The organism is Bacillus sp. ok061, assembly GCF_900108285.1.
GTDB classification, from domain to species: domain Bacteria; phylum Bacillota; class Bacilli; order Bacillales; family Bacillaceae_G; genus Bacillus_A; species Bacillus_A thuringiensis_S.
On the sequence record NZ_FNUW01000009.1, the window covers coordinates 89,632 to 111,993 of the forward strand.

The following is a 22,362-nucleotide window of genomic DNA, read 5'->3' on the forward strand; positions in this document are numbered from 1 at the left end:
TCCAGCTTCATTTTGTCCATAAAAAAAGCAAAGGGATCTTCCCTTTGCTCCTTCGTTCCTATTCTATTAAGATACTTCCTCTTTCTTATCTTTTCCGTATTCATGCTCCCAGAAATCAGCATTTTTAATACCTAATGGTCCTGGGTCAAATACTGGATCTTTTCCTTCTTTTTTCTGCTCTTCATAATCCTTTAATGCGACTAATGCAGGTTTTTGTAATAGTAAAATCGCAATGATATTTACCCATGCCATAATTCCTACACCGATATCACCTAAAGCCCACGCCGTTGCTGCTGTTTTAATACAGCCGTAGAATACAGCTCCTAAAAAAACAAATTTTAGTACCATAGACAACCAAGGACGGTCTTTATCTCGATTTAAGTACGCGATATTCGTTTCTGCAATGTAGTAATACGCCATAATTGTTGTAAACGCGAAGAATAATAACGAGATTGCAACGAAACCATTTCCAAATCCAGGGAAAACAGATTCTACCGCCGCCTGTGTATATCCTGGTCCTGGCTGAGCACCATTTAATTTATTAACGATAAAGTTTTTTCCGCTTGCATCAAATACGTTATACATGCCTGTAATAATCATCATAAATGCTGTTGCTGAACAAACAAATAATGTATCAATGTAAACGGAAAATGCTTGTACTAAACCTTGCTTAGCTGGATGTGATACTTCGGCTGCAGCTGCTGCGTGTGGTCCAGTCCCTTGTCCTGCTTCATTGGAATAAATACCACGTTTTACTCCCCAAGAGATTGCTAAACCGATAATACCACCGAAAGCAGCTTCTAATGCAAATGCACTTCTTATAATTAACATAAATGCTTCTGGCAATTTTTCAATATTCATAGCAACAATGACGCAGGCTACTAAAATATAGCCTATTGCCATAAAGGGTACGACAACTTGCGCTACGTTAACAATTCGCTTTACTCCACCGAAAATGATAAGAGCTAATACGACAACTAATATAGCCCCTGATACGGTAGTATTAATACCAAAAGCAGTTTCTAAACTTACAGCAATACTATTTGCTTGCACACCTGGTAATAACAGCCCTGTTGCAAGAATTGTCGCTGCAACGAATACTAAAGCATACCATTTAACTCCTAGACCTTTTTCGATGTAATAAGCAGGACCACCTCGGAACTGCCCTTGATGTTTCGTCTTATATATTTGTGCTAATGTCGATTCTACATAAGCAGAACCTGCCCCTAAAAAGGCTACTGCCCACATCCAAAATACAGCTCCTGGTCCACCAAATGCAACCGCTGTTGCTACCCCAGCGATATTTCCTGTTCCAACGCGTCCTGATAATGAAAGTGCTAACGCCTGAAATGAAGAAACACCAGCCTCTGATTTTTCTCCTTGAAATGTCAGCTTCACCATTTCTCCTACGTGCCTTACTTGTAAAAACTTCGTTCGAATGGAAAAATATAAACCTACTCCTAAACATAAATAAACAAGTGCTGGACTCCAAACAATATTATTTAACCAATTTACGAAAGCTTCCAACATTCCCCCTCCTTCTTTATAAAGAATATTCAGAATATATATAAAATTATAAGTGTATACCGAATCTAGGACAATATTATTTTAATAAAATAAACATATTTTTGTATAAAAAAACAAAGTATATATTTGTTTTATATACTTTGTTTTGAACTAAATGTATTATATATTCACAATTGCTTCTCTTTTAATAATTCTTTCGTATAGCTCTTCTGATAATTTCAAGAAGTTATCTGGCATATCTTTCCCCTTAAACTTCTTTTGAAGCGTTCCATATAAACCTATATCACGTAAACGTAAAAATAGTGGTAACGATTCATACCAACTATTCGCAAGCTTATGTTCATATTCGTATCCTTTTCTTAACACTTGTAGCTGTTTACGAGCAAAATCTGTCTTCTCTTCCACTGTCCACGGTGTAAATAGAACAGAGTAGTATAGAACCATCGCTAAATCATGTATAAAGTAATTATAAGCCGCATCATCAAAATCAAAGATTGTTAGCTCTTTACCATCATAATGAAAATTACCTTGATGGATATCACCGTGCATAAGACCAAACGTTTCTCTTTCAACTGGAAGGGCCTTAATTTCATCCATTAATACCGCTGCAATCTTTTTCACTTGATCATCTTCTAATTCATTAACAATTCCACTTTCGTCTTCTTCCCACGTATCACGGTAGTCTGTTTCAGGATAATCCATTGTAAGGCGATGTAGTTGTCCAATTGCTTTTCCCCACGCTTCAAAGTAAGCCTCTCCCCAATAAGGTGATTCCTCTCCTTTTACTTGCTCGCCTTTTGCATATGTAAATAAGGAAGCGAAAAAGAGCGTCCCATCCTCTGCTACGATTTCTTCTACGAGATTTTGAGACTTTGAATAAAGAGGTCCCGCTACCTTTGCTCCGTTCTCCGCAACATATCGTAAAAAGTCTAGTTCAGCCTCTACCTCTTGTTTAGAGCGATGAGAAGAATGTGTTAAACGTAATACGTAATCTTCATCATTATCACCCTTCGCCTTAAAAATATAATTCTCAAAATCTCCAAGTGGCTTTTCTTCTACTGTTACATGAAATTCTCTTGCCGCTCTTGCTAAAATTTCCTTTGTAAAAACACGTTCTACAGCTATTTCCATATGTATCCCTCCTATATATCTTCTTAATTCGACACAAATGTTAGAAGTACTGCTATGAAATTGAATAATGCACAAAAGACAATGTAACGTAACTTTCAATCCTCTTTTTTAAAAAAATAATTCAAGCATAAATTTCTCACAAAAGACAAAAATTAACAGAAACAATTGCACTTTAAAAGAGGTGGAAATTATGACCGAGAAAAAAGAACAACAAGAGAGTAAAAACCAAAAGCATATGTTTCCATCACTTCCGGAGAACATTAATTACATTGAAAATAAACTTTCCCATTCTGATGATATAAAAAAATTAGATCTCCCTTTTCAAAATGGAAAAGGAACAATCTTATATATCGAATCTTTAGCAGATCCAAATCTAATTCATCAATTTGCTCTTGAACCATTATTAACGCGTTCTGATTTGTCCTTAGATAAAGCCTTTTCCACATTAAATATGAAAAAAGAAACGAATTTAAATTATGGGGTACAGCTCTTATTACAAGGTAAATCATTATATTTTCATGAACATGTCGACAGTTTTTGCATTTTCGAAACAGCTTTATCTTTAAAGAGAGCTATAACAGAGCCTGATAATGAAGGGATTGTACGCGGACCACATACTGGTTTTGTAGAAGATTTAGCAACGAATTTAGCCTCTATTCGTAAACTCATTAAGAGTCCAAATGTAGTTGTTAAATATTTTACACTCGGTGAAGAAATGCACACGAAAGTAGCTATTGCTTATATGCAAAACATAGCTAATGACGATTTAGTTACAGAAGTAAAAAGAAGGTTAGAAACTATAAAAACCGATTCCCTTATGGCACCAGGTTATATACAAGAATTTATAGAAGATAATTCTTTCTCGCCATTTCCACAACAATTAAATACAGAGCGACCAGATAGAACTGTCGCTAATTTAATGGAAGGTCGAGTTGCTATATTATCTGATGGAGATCCAACAGCACTTATCGTTCCTGTTACGTTATTTGCTTTCTATCAATCACCAGACGACTATAATAACCGCTGGATTGTTGGTTCTTTCGTCCGAATGATTCGCCTAGTGAGCTTCTTGATTGCCTTTCTCTTACCAGCTATATATATCGCAACCGTCGCTTTTCATCCTGATGTGCTGCCACTTGAACTCGTTTATACAATTAAAGCTTCTTTAGAAAAAGTGCCGCTTCCTCCTATTTTTGAAGCTCTCTTAATGGAATTAATCTTTGAATTATTACGGGAAGCTGGTATTCGCTTGCCAAGCCGAGTTGGACAAACAATCGGTATTGTAGGCGGTTTAGTAATTGGTGATGCGATTGTAAAAGCCGGACTCGTTTCTTACACAATGATTATTGTTGTAGCTTTAACTGCAATTGCGTCTTTTCTCGTTCCATCCAACGACATGAGTTCAGCAGTTCGTATTCTTCGTTTTCCACTAATGATCCTTGCTGCTATATTCGGATATGTTGGAATTTCATTTGGCTTAATTATAATTTTCGTTCACTTATGTCAGCTTCATTCTTTTCATACACCATATCTTTCTCCTCTTGCACCAATGAATATAAAAGATATGAAAGATGCTTTTGTCAGACTTCCAATTTGGTCATTTGGGGAACGACCACATGATTCAAAGCCGAAAAAAATGCAAAGACAACTTGTAACGAGGGAGGATGAGAACAGTGACAAACACGCAAAGTAAAATTTCGCTAGTGCAATTTACCTTTTTCGTTATTCAATGTCAAATCGGAGTTGGTATACTTTCTTTACCAAACCGTCTTCACCCGATAGCGAAAGGTGGCGGATGGATTTCTGTTCTCATCGCTGGGCTCGCGATTCAACTTATCATTTTCCTTATGTGGTTCTTATTAAGAAGGTTTCCTAATACAAATATATATGAAATTGTTTGTATGATGTTTGGTAATAAACTTGGAAAACTATTAGGATTCTCTTATGTTTTTTATTTTACCCTTATAGGTATGACCGTTATGTTAAATGCTTGTAATGTCATTAAAGTATGGGTTTTGCAAGCAACTCCTTGGTACGCAATTCTCATATTATTTACAATAGCTTGTTGTTATGTAGCTTATAATACGTTTAAAGTCATTGTACGATTTTATGTTATGGCCTCTATTCTCATTTTACCAATGGCCCTTTTAATTGCCCTTGGGCTCACGCGAGCTGATTTTTCTTATATTTTCCCCATTACAGAGGCTGGATGGTTGAATATTATTCAAGCATCTAAGGAAACAATTACAGCCATGTATGGTTTTGAAATTATTCTTATTGCTTTTCCAAAAGTAAATGGGAATCCGATTGCACGGCTAAAGGCCATTTCTATCGCTAATGGATTTGTAACTCTTTTTTACACTTTTACCGTTTGGATTTGCTTTATCGTATTTAGCCCAAAGCAAATTGAGCTTATTCCAGATCCAGTCGCCTACTTATTGCGATCCTTACATATTGGGATTATAGACCGTACTGATTTAATATTCATACCAATTTGGATGATAACTGTCGTAGCTTCTATCGCTAGTTGTTACTACGTTGCTTCTATAGGCATTGGGCATATATTCAACCTTACTAATCATAAAAAATCTGTTCCAATTGTTGGACTTATCTCTTTTAGTATCGCCTTATTTATAGATACACCTGAAGAATTAAAGTCGATTGCAAATTTCACTGATAAATTCACTTATATTTTCATTGTCTTTCTTCCTTTTTTATTTCTTCTTTATTCCTTATTAAGAAATAAGAAAGGAGCTCCATATGCACAAAAAAACAGTTAAATTATGTAGTATCTTATGTGCTAGCTCACTTCTTTCTGGTTGCTGGGATCAAGAGCCTTTAAGGGAGGCTAGATTAGCTTATAGTATTGGATTTGATATTACAGAAGAAAATCAACTTCAGCAAACGGTTGAACTTGTAAGAAGTTCAGGAAGCGAACAATCTTCATTTGAAAATGAAATACATTCAGCAACTGGCCATAACATACGAGACACTAGCGATACTTTGAAAGAAAATGTGACTGGAAACATTCGATATTTCAAATACGGTTTGCAACTTTTGGGAACAAAAATTCAAAAAAAAGGAATATTTCCTTTTTTAGATATTAGTTTTCGAGACCCCACAAACCCTACTGCTCTGGTAAAACTTATTTCAGTAGATGGTGAAACAGCTGAAATACTAAAAAAAAAGAAAGTAGGAAATTTACTAATTGGAGATTTCCTAAAGAAAAAAGTGAAAAGTTTAGAAGATATGAGTGTGTTCCCAAAGGAAACTTTAGAAACAGCTGCTACAAAAATGTTAGATCCGGGTAAAGATTTCACCCTCCCTTCTATAAAAATAAAAGGAAAAGAAGTTATCACAAACGGGTTATCTTTATTTAATAAAGATAAATTAACTGGACATTTACCTTTGAAACAATCTGTTTTATTCGTGTTATTAACTGGAAAAATGGGAACAAGTGCCCGTATCACCCAAAAACTTACTAGCGATGAATCAGAGACGACATCTGATTATTTAACGATGGAAATTAGCAATCGGAAATTAAAACGAGACTTAAAAATAACAACAGATAAAAAAGGAAATGTTTATGCTCACATTAAGCTTCAACTAAAAGTTATAGCGCTTGAGGCTCCAAGAGATGATTTTTATAAAATGTGGGAACGAAAAAAACTAAATAAAGAATTATCAAAGCAACTTACGAAAGAAGCGAAACAAATAACAAAAAAGCTACAAAAAGCAAACTGTGATGCTTTCGGTATCGGCAGACACCTTATCGCTTATCACCCTGATTTATGGAAGAAAAAAAATTGGGATAAAGATTATGCAAAAGTAAAGTTTAAACCTGAAGTAGAAGTAAGCATTTTGTATAGTGGTGTCTTAAAATAAAAGGTTGTATGCCTCCTCGGCATACAACCTTTTATTTCGTATATCTATATACAATTGATTCATATGGCCTTAAGTTAAGATTATTAACATCCACACTTGAATCTTTATAATTTGATAATACTATCTCTTGTTCCATTCCATCCAATTGAATATTCACTGGTACGGAATATGTGATGTCTTCTCCATAAAAGTTATTTACAACAAGTAATACTTCATTCTCTACAGCACGTGTATATGCCCAAATCTTAGGATGATTTACATCTAAAATAGCATACTCTCCATCTGTAATAACATCATATGTTTTTCTTAGTTCAATTAGTTTTTTATAATGATAAAATACAGACTCATTATCTTCTAATGCCTTCTCTACGTTTATTTCTTTAAAGTTTTCAGCGACCGAAATCCAAGGTGTGCTTGTTGTAAACCCGCTATTTATTTCTTCATTCCACTGCATCGGAGTGCGAGAGTTGTCACGAGATTTCTGCTTTAAAATCCCTATAATCTCTTCTTTTGATAGCCCTTCTTTTAGCTTTATATCATATATATTTAACGATTCCACATCACGATATTGCTCGATGGACTCAAATTTAGGATTCGTCATACCGATTTCTTCCCCTTGATAAATATAAGGCGTTCCTTGCAGCATGTGCATGGCTGTCGCTAACATTTTTGCAGATTCGTTTCGGTACTTTCCATCATCACCAAAGCGTGACACGATGCGAGGCTGGTCATGGTTACACCAAAATAACGCATTCCATCCTCCGCCCTTTTGCATTTCAATTTGCCAGTTAGACATAATCTCTTTTAATTTAATAAAATCAAACTCTGCTTTCGTCCACTTATCACCATTCGGATAATCTACTTTTAAATGATGGAAACTAAACGTCATGCTTAATTCATTGCGCTCAGGGTTAGAATATTTAATACAATTATCAATTGTCGTAGATGACATTTCTCCAACTGTAATTACATCTGTTCCTGCAAAAACATTTCGGTTCATCTCTTGTAAATATTCATGAACACGCGGACCATCTGTATAATACTTGCGTCCATCACTTGTCGCAGTATTACCTTCATCGTTTAAGAAGTATTGGTCTTTTGAAATTAAGTTAATGACATCTAATCGGAATCCCGTTACCCCTTTATCCAGCCAAAAACGCATCATATCATATACTTCTTCACGAAGTTTTTCATTTTCCCAATTTAAATCAGCTTGTGTTTCATCAAATAAATGTAAATAATATTGCTCCGTCTTCTCATCATATTTCCAAGCAGATCCACCAAACTTAGACTGCCAATTATTTTTTTCATCACGCCAAATATAGTAATTACGATATGGACTATTTTTATCTTCCTTCGATTCTTTAAACCACTTATGTTCAGTCGAACTATGATTTACAACAATATCAAACATAATCTCAATGTTACGTACTTTCGCTTCTGCTAAAAGTTCTTCAAACTCTTCCATCGTTCCGTAAGATGGATCAATGCTGTAGTAATCACTTACATCATATCCATTATCATTTTGTGGTGATTGGTATATCGGTGTTAACCATATATAATCCACTCCGAGTTCTTTTAAATAATCTAGTTTCTCTGTAACACCTTTTATATCCCCGGTTTCTCTATTGTAATAACTATTAAAGCTCTTCGGATAAATTTGATAGACTACACTTTTATGCCAATCCTTCATGTTTAACTTCCTCCTACTTCTGTTTTACTCGTTTTGCAAATAACCACGTTAACGTAAATGGAATTACAACTGCGATAATCATTCCGACAATAAACATTGGAATCGATTTCGGAATGATAGAAATAAATGCTGGTAATCCGCCAATTCCGATAGCAGGTGCTAATACACCATTTAACGTAATAAATATAGCTGCAATAGCCGAGCCAATAATCGCTGCATAGAACGGGAATTTATTTCGTAAGTTTACACCAAACATAGCTGGCTCTGTAATACCGAAATATGCCGAGATTGCTGATGTAGATGCCATACTTTTATCATTTTGATTTTTAGAAATCCAGAACATCGCAAGTGCCGCACTACCTTGCGCAATGTTAGAAAGAGCGATCATCGGCCAAATAAATGTGCCACCGTGCTGTGCAATCAATTGTAAATCAATTGCAATAAACATATGATGCATACCTGTAATTACAAGCGGTGCATATAATGCTCCAAACAATACTGCTCCAACTACTGGTACTGTTTCATATACACCTACTAATCCTACTGTTAATAAATCTCCAATATGACGTGTAACCGGACCGATAATTCCTAATGCTAACACACCTGTCACAACGATTGTTGTAATTGGTACAACTAATAATTGAATTGCATTTGGTACATGTTTCTTTAAGAAAACTTCTACTTTACTTAACACAAATGCAGCTACTAAAATAGGTAAAATTTGACCTTGATATCCTACCTTCTCAATTTGGAACAGTCCTAAAATATCGAAGTACTCAATCTTTTGTCCGTCTAAACCAGTCGCTGCTTTTCCATAGTCCCACGCGTTTAATAAGGCTGGATGCACAAGCATTAATCCCATAACAATCCCTAGTATCGGACTACCACCAAAACGCTTCGTTGCTGACCAACCGACAAGTGCTGGTAAGAATACGAATGCTGTATTCGCCATCATATTAATTAAATCCCAAAGCCCGCCTAAGTTCGGATAAACATCTAATAAATTTTTCCCATCAAAAAATAAGTCCTTTGCGCCTAATAGGTTGTTAATACCCATTAGCAAACCAGCTGTTACGATCGCTGGTAATATTGGCATAAATACATCCGAAAATATTTTTACAAACTTTTGAGCTGGATTTAACTTCTGATTCCCGGAATCTTTTACGTCAGCTACAGTCGATTCTTTCATACCTGCAAGCGTTATCAATTCCGCATAAACACGATCTACATCCCCTGGACCAATTACAATTTGAAATATCCCAGCGTTATGAAACGCCCCTTTCACTAATGAAACAGACTGTAATTTATCATTATCTATTTTACTTTCATCTTTTAAAGCGATACGGAGCCTCGTCACACAATGTGCAGCTTGTTCAATATTGTCTTTCCCTCCAATATACTGCAACACTTCCTCTGCTGTTTTACGATAGTCTTTCCCCATATTCCCGTCCCTCTTTTCTTTTTTTGATACCGTTTACAATTACATATTAACTCGTATATATAAGTTAGTCAACACTCGTATATACGAGTTTGTGTTTTTTTTATAAAAAAAAAGAGATGAAACAATATTTTGTTCCACCTCTTTACTTCCTGCGTGCCACATCCGAAAAGTGAAAAATATCTAAACGGTGGCGTGATTCTGTATATTCAAACTGACTTCCATCATACAAATGTGTAAAATTTTTCACAACGACAACATAGTCTGTTCCATTTAAATCTAAATACTTTCTGTCATCCTCTGTACATGACTGTACTTCGATTACCCTCTGTGAATAGCTAATATGTAGCCCTAATTCTTTCTCGATGTATTTATAAATTGACGCCGTTGCAATTTCTTTCGTTAACCCTGGAATAAACTCAGATACAAAATGATTTATATCTAAAATTACTTTTTCTCCATCAATATTTCGTACACGTTTAATATGGTCAATCTCTGTTTTTTCTTTTACATTTAATAATTTCGCAATTTCTTTTGTGGCTTTTTCTTTGTCCATTTCCACAACTTCCGTAATACAATGACGTCCTAAACGTTCATTTTCTTCTTGGAAACTTACAATACCGCCAAAATTAAATTCAATATTTTTTCGCTTTAAAACAAAAACACCTTTTCCATGAATTTTTTGCACATATCCACGCTCTTGCAGTAAATCTACAGCTTTTCTTACCGTCCCTCGGCTTGCCTCATACTGCTTCATTAATTCTGTTTCTGATGGGATTTTGCATCCCTCTTTTAATTGTTTATTATCAATAGATTTACTGATTTCTGTATAAATTTGTTCATACTTACTCATCATCTACAATAGCCCCTTGTCACCTTCTAATTCTATATGTATTATAACATGCTTCACTCTTCTGCCAATCTCTCACTTATTTTCCAGTACAAGAAAAATATAGGTAAATATTTAATCTTTAAAACGTATTTTTATAAAAATTTTTATATTTTTCTTTTCATTCAAAAAAACATGTAGTATACTAACTTCAAAATCAGAGGAGAAAGGGAGCAAAGAACTATGCTTACTTATACAACAAATGTAGTTACATTTGCACAAAAACATCATCATCATACGTAACCCTTGAAACCTAGCGGAAAAATTACGCGTAGGTACAAGGGTTATTCCCGTTGTACCTACGCTTTGGCGAAAGAGCCATGTAGGTATTTTTTTATCTACATGGCTCTTTTTTTATTGTCAAAAAGCTAGTAAAAAATGATGTTTAAGCAAAACTTACTACAAAGGAGTTAACAAAAATGGAAACGAAAAAATGGGGATTATGGGTTTTAACAGCATTTGTTATCGGGAATATGGTTGGCGGTGGCGTATTTATGCTTCCAGCAAATTTAGCACAAGTATCAGGTCCAATGGGTTCTACACTCGCATGGAGTATTACAGGCCTTGGCGTATTTATGATTGCACTTGTATTTGGAAATTTAGCGATTCGGAAACCAGAATTAAAAGCTGGACCACAAAGCTACGCTCAAGCGATGTTTCCTTCAAAAAAAGCTGGTAAAGTTGCAGGATATAGTATGGCATGGGGATATTGGGCTGCTAACTGGGCTGCAACAGCATCTGTTATTATTTCCTTTGCTGGATATTTATCAACATTCTTTCCAGTTTTACAAAGTAAGCAAATTCTTTTTTCAATAAACGGATTTTCACTAGAACTCGGAAAAGGATTAACTTTCCTCGTATGTAGCCTTATGCTGTGGGGAATTCAATATATTCTTTCTCAAAATATTGATCGAGCTGGAAATATGAATCTACTTGCTACCATTGCAAAAATTATCGGATTTACAATGTTTATTGTAATTACATTATTCATTTTCAATGCCTCTAATTTCGGAGACGGTCAAACCTTTATGAATGAAGCAGGACAATCCATCTCGTTAGGCGGACAAATCAATTCAGCTGCTATTGCAACACTCTGGGCATTTATCGGTATTGAATCAGCAGTTATGCTTTCTAATCGTGCAAAATCACAGCGCGATGTAAAAAAAGCTACGATTTTCGGATTAATTATCGCTCTTCTTATTTACATGTCAATTACTTTACTTACAATGGGAGCTCTTCCGCAAGATGCTTTAAAAGAGTCTCAAAAACCATTAGTAGACGCATTAAATTTAGCAATTGGAAATAAAGGCGCATATATAATGGCTTTACTCGCTCTTATATCTTTATTTGGATCTACAGTTGGCTGGATTGTTGTTAGTTCAGAAGTACCTTACCAGGCAGCAAAGAATGGACTTTTCCCTAAGTTTTTCGGGAAAACAAATAAAAAAGGTAGTCCTTCAAAATCATTATTGATTACAAATGTAATGACGCAAATTTTCTTATTTTCAACGATTTCTGGTACTGTTTCAGAAGCTTATAGTTTCGCTATTGTCGTAGCAACATTAGCCTATTTAATTCCATACCTAGTTTCTACTCTGTACCAATTCAAACTGGTTATTACAGGAGAAACGTATGATATAATGCCTGGTTCTCGAATAAAGGACGGGATCATCACTACATTAGCATTTGTATACTCAATTTGGGTTATCAAAACGGGAACTGCTGATTTAAAAACGTTCTTCTTAGGAATTGGATTGTTCGTATTAGGTCTTATTCTTTATCCAGTACTAATGAAAGACTCACAAAAAACGGATTAAATAAAGAGAAGCTGCTGGCTTCTCTTTTTTATTAAAAATCTGTAATTAACTTTTCTTTTAACTCTCCTACAGATAAAGGTTTCGCATAATAAAATCCCTGTACATAATCACAGCTCATTGATTGTAACAAACTCTCTTGCTCTACTGTTTCTACCCCTTCAGCAACTACTGCTAAATTTAAACTATGAGCAATTTCAATAACAGATTTTACAATTGTTCGTTCTGGTTGCGCGTGATCATAATGAAATTCACGAATAAAATTACGATCAATTTTTACAATATCCAGTGGTAGTTGTTTTAAATAATATAAGGAAGAATAGCCAGTTCCGAAATCATCCAAAGCAATTAAAACACCCATATTTCTTAATTCTTGTAATGTAGCAATAATATAATCAAAATGGCGGACTGCAATGCTTTCCGTTATTTCTAATATTAAACGGTTCGGAGGAAAACCAGTTCTCTTTAAAATGCTACGTACAGACAAAATAAAACGTTTCTGCATTAATTGTTGTATAGATAAATTCACAGATAACTTTAGCCCTTCTTGATAATTTGGCAATGTTTTAAACAATCGGCACGATTTTTCTAATACCCAGTCTCCTAGCTTTATAATAAGTCCAGACTCTTCAGCTACCGGGATAAATTCGCTTGGTGCAATGGGTCCGTCTTCTGTCATACAGCGTACTAAAGCTTCTATACCAGAATATCTCTTCGTTTTCAAATCAATAATAGGCTGCAATGCTACATCTAACTCTTCATCACGAATTGCCTTTTGCAAAGCAAACTCAACTTTCATTCTACGATTTATTTTCGCGCGTAGCTCATCTGTAAAGAAACATGCAGCGTTTCTACCTTGTTCTTTTGCACTATACATAGCTAAGTCAGAGTTTTTCAATAACGTTTCCACGTCTTGTCCGTCTTGTGGATAAGAACAAAGTCCTAGACTAGCTGAAATGTATACTTCATGGCCTTCCAATATAAATGGTGCCTGAAAACATGACAACACAGATGTCGCTAACTGACTCATATCATCTTGCCTATGATTTTTTGTTAACAGCACAAATTCGTCGCCACCTAGCCTAGCCAGAACATCTTTCTCTCCTAGTACATAATGCAACCGTGAAGCGACTTCGCTTAAAAGTAAGTCCCCTATCATATGACCTAACGTATCATTTACTAATTTAAAACGGTCCAAATCAAAGTAAATCATACCAAATTCTTTTTTATCTGCAATCAATTTATTAACGGTCGTTATTAATTGCAAACGGTTCGGCAAACTCGTTAAAGCATCATGATAGGCAAGTTCCCTATAACGACTTTCACTTAGCCGCAATCTATGTTCCGCTTCTTTTCTACTACTAATATCATTTCGAATTGCGATAAACTGGTATGGCTCTCCTTTTTCATTTAAAAATGGAACAATTGTTGTTTTGACCCAATAATATGTACCATCTTTTGCTCGATTCCGAATCTCACCTGTCCATACTTTCCCATTCAAAATACGTTTCCATAAGTTTTGAAAAAAGGTTTTCGGATGATGTCCTGAATTTAAAATACGGTGATCTTTTCCAATTAATTCTTCTCTTTTGTATTTAGAGATTTCACAAAATTTATCATTTACATATGTAATAAGACCTTTTCGATCTGTAATTGCAACAATTGAAGACTCATCTAATGCTAACTTTAAATCTCGCAATGAAGAGTCATATAATGCATGACCTCTCTGTTCTAGCATGCGCATCTCTCCTTGCTTCCTATCTGACTAAAACACAACCTGTTTCTCTTCATAGAAATAGAGATATTTCATTTTCTAATACTAGCCCATTACATAAATTATCTTTTTAAATAGACCGATTAAAATAACATAATATTATTTGTAATAAAAAGCAATATTATACCGTTTCAATTATAACTAGTAGCTTCTCATCTCCCTAATTATTTCGCACCTTATTATACTGCAATCCTTTTAAGTGGCTCTATCCAAGCCCTGTTTCTAACTAATACCATTCACATCAGATCTCTTTACTCTTTAATAACAAAATAGAAATTAGACCATACTACATAATTATTCACGAATAATAATATGAAAATCTACATTAATGTATATGTTTTTGAATTACAATAACAAAATATTAACATATTTTCACCTTAATTTTGGAAGTATTTTATAAATAAATACCGTATTAAACTAAAAAAGAGGGTAGCCTCTTTTTTAGTTTAATACGAATATGGTATTTGCTGATAACCTGGGTATGGCATTGGATACGTTACAGGGTATGGTGATGGATAAGTTACTGGATATGGAGCTGGATAATACCCTCCACTTGCTGTACCCGTTAATGCGCCAGCTGTCAGTCCACCTAACACTCCTCCCGCAAAGCTTCCAGGGAAAAATCCGCCTCCCCATGAACTACCACCACCCCAGCCCCATCCGCCTCCGTGATGATGATGGTGATCATGGTAATTGTGTCCTCCATGGTGATGATGTCCGCCGTTATGATTGTGCCCACCATGATTGTGTCCTCCATGATGATGATTCCGATAGTACAATCCATTGTTTTCTATATAATGCATGTTTCTCCGCTCCTTTTCGATTTTTTCATTTTCATATGCGTTAAGAGTGAGATAAAAAATGGGATAGTACACTGTATGTAGGACAAATGCGGAAAGTATAGGTGATATGTCTATATTTTGTAAAAAAAGCAAAACACCTTATAATAAAGATGTCATATTACATCTTCTATTTAAGAAGTCTATATTGAAAAAAGATTAGGGGAATTATATAGAAATGAAGAAGCCTATCGTTCAATTACTATTAATATTTACAATTGTATCTATCGTTCTGTTCCTATTAAATACATCGTATATTTCGTTATATACATTTGTCGGTGCTCTATGGTCCATTACAATCGTAGGAATTTCATTCGTTATTTTTATAGAAAATAGATCTCCACAAAGTACATTAGCGTGGTTTTTAGTATTAGCACTTCTTCCTATTATAGGTGTGCTTTTATACGCTATTTTCGGGCGCAGCCGCTGGAGAAGAAAAAAACATCTCCATCGTTCAGAAGAACAAAGAAAATTATTCCGTGAAATATTAGAAGGAAGAAGACTAGAGTTATTACTCACAGTCCCACTAAATGAACGTTCCATGCATTTAACAGAAGTCATACAAAAATTTGGAGGCGGTCCTGCCGCAGATAGAACAACTACAAAACTTTTAACAAACGGAGATCAAACATTTTCAGAGATTTTGCAAGCTATAGAACAGGCAAAACATCATATACATATTCAATACTACATTTATAAATCTGATGAAATTGGTACAAAAGTTCGAGATGCTTTAATACAAAAAGCAAAAGATGGTGTTATTGTACGCTTCCTTTATGATGGCCTTGGAAGTAATACGTTAAGAAGAAGATTTTTGCAACCTATGAAAGAAGCTGGGATTGAAATTGTAGAATTTGACCCTATTTTTTCAGCTTGGTTACTTGAAACTGTCAATTATCGTAACCATCGAAAAATCGTTATTGTAGATGGAGAAATTGGTTTTACCGGAGGACTCAATGTCGGTGATGAATATCTTGGCCGTTCAAAGAAATTCCCCGTTTGGCGTGATAGTCATTTAAAAATAGAGGGAAAAGCATTATATAAATTACAAGCAATCTTTCTAGAAGACTGGCTCTATGCCTCTAGTGGTTTAAATACTTATTCCTGGGATCAATTCATGAATAGACAATACTTCCCAGGTAAAGAGATTTCAAATGCAGAAGGTGCTGTTCAAATCGTAGCAAGCGGACCAAGCTCCGATGATAAAAGTATTCGTAATACATTATTAGCTGTTATGGGCTCTGCAAAAAAATCTATTTGGATCGCTACACCTTACTTTATTCCAGATCAAGAAACTTTAACATTATTACGCTTAAGTGCAATTGCCGGAATAGATGTACGGATTTTATATCCAGGTAAAAGTGATAGCATCATTAGTGATCAAGCATCTCAATCCTATTTCACTCCGCTTTTAAAAGCTGGTGCTTCTATTTACAGTTATAAAGATGGTTTTATGCATGCAAAAATTGTACTCGTTGATGATACAATTGCAACTATCGGTACAGCGAACATGGATGTACGTAGCTTTGAATTGAATTACGAAATTATTAGCGTACTTTATGAATCAAAAACAGTTCAAGATATTAAACGTGATTTTGAAGAAGATTTTAAACATTCAACTGAAATTAAATGGAACTCTTTCCAAAAAAGAAGTATAAAAAAACGCATATTGGAGTCTTTCATGAGGCTCATTTCTCCTTTACTGTAAGCAATCAACTTCATCTTGATTGCTTTTTCTTTTCCCTTTATCCTCCTTCCTTTTCTTTGCATACCATATTAAAACAAGTTATCATAAGATGTATTACTTTATGAAAATAATGTTAGGTGGGAAATACATGTTAGAACAATTTCATATACATTCTGATTTAAAACAGCAGCTTTCTACGATTCATGAAAAGAATAAACAAGAAGCTGGTGAAAATGCTCATTTAATCGGTACTAAAATATATAAAGCATCTGATAACAGCATTATCGAAGATGCGATTACAGCACTTCTTCTTGGCAAGAACATTCTATTAAAAGGACCGACTGGTAGTGGTAAAACAGTACTCGCGGAAACTCTTTCTTCTTTATTTCAAAAACCAATGCATAGCATTAACTGCTCTGTCGACTTAGATGTAGAAGGTATTTTAGGATACAACACACTACAAACGAAAGATGGTGCATCTGAAGTTTCATTCGTGAACGGTCCTCTTATGAAAGCAATGGAGAACGGTCACTTCCTATATATTGACGAAATCAATATGGCAAAACCTGAAACTTTACCGCTACTTCACGGTGCATTAGATTACCGTAAAATGATCACAAACCCATTTACACAAGAGGTTGTATACGGTGATGACGAATACCGTGTAATTGCTGCGATTAACGAAGGTTACGTTGGAACAAGTGAACTAAATGAAGCATTAAAAAACCGTTTCGTTATTATTGAAGTTCCTTATATTCAAGGTGACACATTAAAAGAACTATTATTAGCAGAATCAAAATTAAATGATGTTGCAACAATTGAAAAGTTTGTTGCATTTGCAAGCGACCTTATGCCTTTAGCTCGCGATGGACGTGTAAGTGAAGAAGCAGCAAGTATTCGTGGTATTATCGACGCATGTGATTTAGGTGTATATATTCCTGTTATGCGAGCTATTGAACGAAGCATAATTGCAAAACTTAATGATGAAACAGAACAAATGACTGTCCGTGAATTAGCAGAAAGTTATTTCTTTGAGGGATAATTTATGAGACAAATTTTTAGTGACAAAAAAATTGATGCGTCGCTGTTTCTACAAATGGAAAACTTAATGTATGCCCTTCTAAAAGAAGACGATGCCTATCTTGAATATGGCTATAAAGCATACTACGACGAAATTGAAAAGAAAGTTGTCATTAGTCACTTTTGGGATGATCGAAAAGAAGAAGATACAGTAATCGGATTAAAAAGCGAAGTGTTCTTAAAAGCACTTGGTAATAAACATTACTCGGACATGACTTTAATTCGTTCTTATGCGATTGAATTGCAAGAATCGCCCCTAAAAAAGTTTTTAACACAATTATTTGTTCTATTAGAAGATTTACGCGTTGAGGAAATCGTAAAGAACTTACGTCCTGGCACGAAGCATATTTTTAAACGCCGAAAAGAAATGTACCGCAATTATTTCGGCTCTCAAAATGAAATAAACCGCGTTCGTAATTATCACGGTGATCGTCTATTTTGCCTATGCTATCTTTCATTAACGAGCGATAAATATGAAATGTTCAATAATGAATATTTCGAGAAAATTGAAGCAATTTTACATGAAACATTCCAAGCACGTAATACAGAAGATATTATGTATATCGTTGAGAAAATTCGCTATCGCTTAGAGGCGCTTCTTGAAAGTGATATGCTTAACAACTATTTCGGGCATGCTCCACTTTACTTATCTGTCCTTGCAGATGAAAAGAACTGTCGCGTCGAAGATTTAGCAAATGATGATACGCAGCTTATAGATGACGATGAAAATAAAAACAAAATGGATGAAAGTTTCTCCACATGGCATCGTGAAAATAAAAATAACGAAAACGAGAACTTTTTACGCTTTGAATTAGAAAGCGGAACAAAAACAAACATGATGGGCGATACTGCTCGTGAATCAGAAGATGGCGACCAAGCACTTGGTTCTGTACAAGGTACCTCTCAAAAAAGTACACAATCCAACTTTGATGGCGCTGATACAGAAGAAGCAAGGGCTTCACACGCTTCTAGCCAGCACGACGGTGCATACGGTAAGTATAATGTAGGTGCTTCTCATACATTTAAAGAAGCTCGCAAAGCAAATATCGATGAGAAAAAAGATTACCAAGCTATCAAATCAGTCGTCAATAAAGATGTAAAAGAATTAAAGAAAATTATCGAAAAAACGATTGAAAATAAAACGAATGCGAATAGTGATAAATATTATGGAAGACTTCGCAAAAAATTCCTTCGTATTTATACCGAAAAACAGCCGCGTATGTTTTATAAAAAAGGACAAGAGTCACAAGAACTCGATGTTGCATTCCAACTGTTAGTTGACTGTTCTGGTTCTATGTATAACAAAATGGAAGAAACGAAGAAGAGTGTTGTACTATTCCATGAAGCTTTAAAATCTTTAAAAATCCCGCACGCTATTAGCGGATTTTGGGAAGATGCCTCTAGCGCTAAACCTGAAGATAAGCCGAACGTTATCCATGAAGTTGTAAATTATAAAAACTCAACGTTACCAAACATTGGTCCGGAAATTATGCAACTTCGTGAAGAAGAAGATAACCGCGACGGATATATTATTCGTATCGTTTCTGAAAAGCTTGCAAAAAGACCTGAGAAACATAAATTCTTACTAGTCTTCACAGATGGTGAGCCTTCTGCGCTAGATTATCAACAAGACGGTATTTTAGATACGCATGAAGCTGTCAAACTTGCTCGTAAAAGTGGTATGGAAGTAATCGGAATCTTCATCGAAGAAGGTGAAGCGAAAGAAGCAACTTATCAATTAATGAAGAACATTTATAACCATCACTTCTTAGTTGCAAATCATGCTGAAGATTTACGATTGAAGATTAAACCATTACTGAAAAAATTATTACTGAAGACGATTGAATAGAAAAGAGGAGCCTTGTGGCTCCTCTTTTTCCGTTCAATTACTTTGTTTCTGGTTGAAACTTGTATGGAATGCCTACTTCTAATAACGATTCAAATCCTTCGTCATAGTATGGGAAGCGCTCATTCGCAATTGTTCGATCTATCCACTCTATTGCAGAAATTTCACCTTCATCTTCCGCAATAAGTTCACCTTTTACTACATTCGCTCGGAATGTAAAAAATAGTGCATGATTCCCTGATTCTTCAAAGAATTTTTCATTGATCGCAACAAGCCCACCTAACGTAGCAATTAAACCTGTCTCTTCTTTCACTTCTCTTATTAGTGCTTCCTCTAATATTTCACCTTTTTCCACAGCCCCGCCTGGCAATGACCAAACGTTTTGTTCTACATTATGTACCATTAATATTTTATCTGTTTCTTCGTTATGTATTAGTGCGTATACGACGTCAACTCTTTGCATAAGACTTCTCTCCCTCAAAAATAAGGAAGAGCCAATTCCTAAGAATCAGCTCTTCCTATTAATTCATCACTAACTCAGCTGTGTGCTTTTTTTTTAACTTAGCCAACATGTCCGTTGTCATTTTGTCTAAATCGTATTCTGCTTTAAAGCCCCACTCTTTCATTGCTGCAGTTGCGTCAATAGAGTTTGGCCAGCTATCAGCGATTGTTTGACGAGCTGAATCTACTGCATAATCCATTGTAAACGTCGGAATGTGTTTACGAATTGATGCTGCAATTTGCTCTGGCTCGAAACTCATTGCCGTAATGTTAAATGCATTTCTATGCACTAGCTTACTTGGATCAGCTTCCATTAATGAAATGATCGCTTGTAAAGCATCAGGCATATACATCATGTCCATGTACGTTCCTTCAGCAATGTATGAGGTGTATACACCTTTTTTAATCGCCTCATAATAAATTTCAACTGCATAATCAGTCGTTCCGCCTCCTGGAGGAGCTACGTAAGAAATTAAACCTGGGAAACGGACACCGCGCGTATCTACGCCAAACTTTTGATGATAATAATCACATAGTAATTCTCCTGCTACTTTGTTTACCCCATACATCGTAGTAGGACGCTGAATTGTATCTTGCGGTGTATTATCTTTTGGCGTCGATGGACCGAATGCACCGATAGAACTTGGCGTGAAGAACTTACAGTTTAATTCACGAGCTGCTTCTAATGCATTTACAAGTCCGCCCATATTTAAGTTCCATGCGAATAACGGATTTTTTTCTGCTGTTGCTGAAAGTAAAGCTGCTAAATGAATAATTGTATCTACTTCATTACGCTTTGCGATATCATGTAGTTTTTGTCCATCTGTTACATCTAACGTTTCAAATGGACCAGACGTTACTACTTCACTATCTGTTTCACGAATATCTGTTGCAATAACATTTGATGCGCCGTATACATCACGAAGTTTCATTACTAGTTCAGAACCAATTTGCCCTAAAGAACCGGTTACTAGAATTTTTTTCATTTTCCCCACTCCTCATTTGCAAGCTATTCAAAAGATGTCGTTACTTAAATGATGCCCATTTCTTTTCCTACTTTTTCATACTTAAGAATTGCTTCATCTAACATTTCTTTCGTATGAGCTGCTGTAGGCATATTACGAACGCGCCCTGTTCCTTTTGCTACAGTTGGGAACACGATAGATTTTGCGTATACACCTTCTTCATTTAGACGTTTACTAAATTCTTGTGTTAATACTTCGTCCCCAATGATACAAGGTGTAATTGGCGTTTCACTTTCTCCAATGTTAAAGCCAAGTTCTTTTAATCCTTGTTTTAAGTAGCGACCATTTTCCCATAAGCGATCGTGTAACTCTGTGCTTTCCATTAAGATTTCAATTGATCTCATGCAAGCTGCTGCATCAGCTGGTGTTAATGCTGTAGAGAATAAGAATGGACGTGAACGAACTTTTAACCAGTCAATTAAATTTTGTTTCCCTGCTACATATCCACCAATTACCCCAATTGCTTTTGATAATGTACCAATTTGGAAATCAACTTTATTAGAAAGACCGAAGTGCTTTACAGTTCCTGCACCTTTTCCAAGTACACCTGAACCGTGTGCATCATCTACGTATGTCATTAAATCTAACTCTTCTGCAATCTCAACAATTTCTGGTAGTTTTGCAACATCTCCATCCATTGAAAAGACACCGTCTGTAATTACCATTAATTTATTGTAAAGACCTGATTCTTTCGCCGCAATTGCTTTTTGGCGTAAATCTTCCATATCCGAATGTTTATAAACAATAATTTTTGCTTTTGATAGACGACTACCATCAATAATAGAAGCATGGTTTAATTCGTCTGAAAGAATTGCATCATTTTTATCCATAACGGCTGAAATCGCTGCCATATTACAGTTAAATCCTGATTGATAAGCAATTGCTGCTTCTGTATGTTTAAACTTTGCAATTGTTTCTTCTAACTTAATATGCAAATCTAAAGTACCGTTAATTGTACGAACAGCCCCTGCTCCAACACCGTACTTATGAATAGCACCAATTGCTGCTTCTTGCAAACGACTATCTGTTGCTAATCCAAGATAGTTGTTTGAAGATAAGTTAATATATTCTTTTCCGCCAATTGTAATAATCGGTCCATTTGAACTCTCAAGCGGATCAATTACGTTATAAAGCCCCTTTGATTTTAAATCCTCTAAATTTTCTTCTAAAAATTTCGCAAGTGTTTTACTAGACATCGTGAAGCCTCCCATCGTTCATGTAAGCGGATTATTA

General features: G+C 35.3%; 17 protein-coding genes. 7 read left to right on the top strand and 10 right to left on the bottom strand.

The annotated features are described in order from the left end of the window. Positions 1 to 66: 66 nt before the first annotated feature. Entirely contained in the window at positions 67 to 1,527 is a 1,461-nt protein-coding gene (locus tag C4S65_RS14335) for an alanine/glycine:cation symporter family protein (protein WP_103945268.1), read from the bottom strand. Between the two features lie 159 nt (positions 1,528 to 1,686). Further along, the gene (locus tag C4S65_RS14340) at positions 1,687 to 2,658 is read right to left on the bottom strand and encodes a phosphotransferase (RefSeq protein WP_086407032.1); all 972 of its coding nucleotides are present in this window, start codon (positions 2,656 to 2,658) and stop codon (positions 1,687 to 1,689) included. A 190-nt stretch (positions 2,659 to 2,848) separates the two neighbouring features. Between C4S65_RS14340 and gerKA the strand changes: the two genes are divergently transcribed. From gerKA to C4S65_RS14355, 3 genes are read left to right on the top strand one after another with little or no spacing between them, the layout of a single operon-like run. Continuing rightward, the gene (gene gerKA / locus C4S65_RS14345) at positions 2,849 to 4,351 is read left to right on the top strand and encodes a spore germination protein GerKA (protein ID WP_061668112.1); all 1,503 of its coding nucleotides are present in this window, start codon (positions 2,849 to 2,851) and stop codon (positions 4,349 to 4,351) included. Continuing rightward, on the top strand, positions 4,332 to 5,438 hold the full coding sequence (locus tag C4S65_RS14350; protein WP_000185803.1) for an endospore germination permease: 1,107 nt from the start codon (positions 4,332 to 4,334) through the stop codon (positions 5,436 to 5,438). Before gerKA ends, C4S65_RS14350 begins: the two co-directional genes overlap by 20 nt. Further along, the gene (locus tag C4S65_RS14355; RefSeq protein ID WP_097960554.1) at positions 5,419 to 6,543 is read left to right on the top strand and encodes a Ger(x)C family spore germination protein; all 1,125 of its coding nucleotides are present in this window, start codon (positions 5,419 to 5,421) and stop codon (positions 6,541 to 6,543) included. Before C4S65_RS14350 ends, C4S65_RS14355 begins: the two co-directional genes overlap by 20 nt. A 31-nt stretch (positions 6,544 to 6,574) precedes the next feature. Here C4S65_RS14355 and treC read toward each other — a convergent pair whose 3' ends face one another. From treC to treR, 3 genes are all read right to left on the bottom strand, one after another. Then, positions 6,575 to 8,236, bottom strand: coding sequence for an alpha,alpha-phosphotrehalase (gene treC / locus C4S65_RS14360; protein WP_103945269.1), 1,662 nt, complete (start codon positions 8,234 to 8,236; stop codon positions 6,575 to 6,577). A 13-nt stretch (positions 8,237 to 8,249) separates the two neighbouring features. After that, a complete protein-coding gene (gene treP / locus C4S65_RS14365; protein WP_000513932.1) occupies positions 8,250 to 9,677 on the bottom strand; it encodes a PTS system trehalose-specific EIIBC component in 1,428 nt (475 codons plus the stop codon). 142 nt (positions 9,678 to 9,819) lie between these two features. Then, a complete protein-coding gene (gene treR / locus C4S65_RS14370) occupies positions 9,820 to 10,530 on the bottom strand; it encodes a trehalose operon repressor (RefSeq protein ID WP_000987243.1) in 711 nt (236 codons plus the stop codon). 452 nt (positions 10,531 to 10,982) lie between these two features. Here treR and C4S65_RS14375 point away from each other — a divergent pair, with 452 nt between their 5' ends. Further along, on the top strand, positions 10,983 to 12,380 hold the full coding sequence (locus C4S65_RS14375; protein ID WP_000448446.1) for an amino acid permease: 1,398 nt from the start codon (positions 10,983 to 10,985) through the stop codon (positions 12,378 to 12,380). 31 nt (positions 12,381 to 12,411) lie between these two features. Here the strand turns inward: C4S65_RS14375 and C4S65_RS14380 are convergent, their stop codons facing one another. Beyond that, on the bottom strand, positions 12,412 to 14,115 hold the full coding sequence (locus C4S65_RS14380; RefSeq protein WP_000893347.1) for an EAL domain-containing protein: 1,704 nt from the start codon (positions 14,113 to 14,115) through the stop codon (positions 12,412 to 12,414). Between the two features lie 482 nt (positions 14,116 to 14,597). Then, positions 14,598 to 14,954 carry a hypothetical protein gene (locus tag C4S65_RS14385; protein WP_000558974.1) on the bottom strand — a complete coding sequence of 119 codons (357 nt, stop codon included), beginning with the start codon at positions 14,952 to 14,954 and terminating at the stop codon, positions 14,598 to 14,600. A gap of 214 nt (positions 14,955 to 15,168) precedes the next feature. On the opposite strand from C4S65_RS14385, the gene C4S65_RS14390 reads away from it, so the two are divergent. The 3 genes from C4S65_RS14390 to C4S65_RS14400 all read left to right on the top strand — a co-directional run bounded on the left by C4S65_RS14390 (position 15,169) and on the right by C4S65_RS14400 (position 19,606). After that, positions 15,169 to 16,698 (top strand): cardiolipin synthase, encoded by a 1,530-nt coding sequence (locus C4S65_RS14390; protein WP_061668108.1) that lies wholly within the window; start codon positions 15,169 to 15,171, stop codon positions 16,696 to 16,698. 127 nt (positions 16,699 to 16,825) lie between these two features. Further along, complete coding sequence (locus C4S65_RS14395; protein WP_097820779.1) at positions 16,826 to 17,719, top strand: MoxR family ATPase; 894 nt, start codon at positions 16,826 to 16,828, stop codon at positions 17,717 to 17,719. A 3-nt stretch (positions 17,720 to 17,722) separates the two neighbouring features. Beyond that, entirely contained in the window at positions 17,723 to 19,606 is a 1,884-nt protein-coding gene (locus C4S65_RS14400) for a VWA domain-containing protein (RefSeq protein WP_103945270.1), read from the top strand. Between the two features lie 37 nt (positions 19,607 to 19,643). Here the strand turns inward: C4S65_RS14400 and C4S65_RS14405 are convergent, their stop codons facing one another. The 3 genes from C4S65_RS14405 to C4S65_RS14415 are packed head-to-tail and all read right to left on the bottom strand — an operon-like array spanning position 19,644 to position 22,325. Further along, positions 19,644 to 20,066 carry an NUDIX hydrolase gene (locus C4S65_RS14405; RefSeq protein ID WP_061668106.1) on the bottom strand — a complete coding sequence of 141 codons (423 nt, stop codon included), beginning with the start codon at positions 20,064 to 20,066 and terminating at the stop codon, positions 19,644 to 19,646. Positions 20,067 to 20,124: 58 nt separating this feature from the next. Continuing rightward, positions 20,125 to 21,090 (bottom strand): L-threonine 3-dehydrogenase, encoded by a 966-nt coding sequence (locus C4S65_RS14410; RefSeq protein WP_061668105.1) that lies wholly within the window; start codon positions 21,088 to 21,090, stop codon positions 20,125 to 20,127. A 44-nt stretch (positions 21,091 to 21,134) separates the two neighbouring features. After that, positions 21,135 to 22,325 (bottom strand): glycine C-acetyltransferase, encoded by a 1,191-nt coding sequence (locus C4S65_RS14415; RefSeq protein ID WP_097820778.1) that lies wholly within the window; start codon positions 22,323 to 22,325, stop codon positions 21,135 to 21,137. Between the last annotated feature and the right edge of the window lie 37 nt (positions 22,326 to 22,362).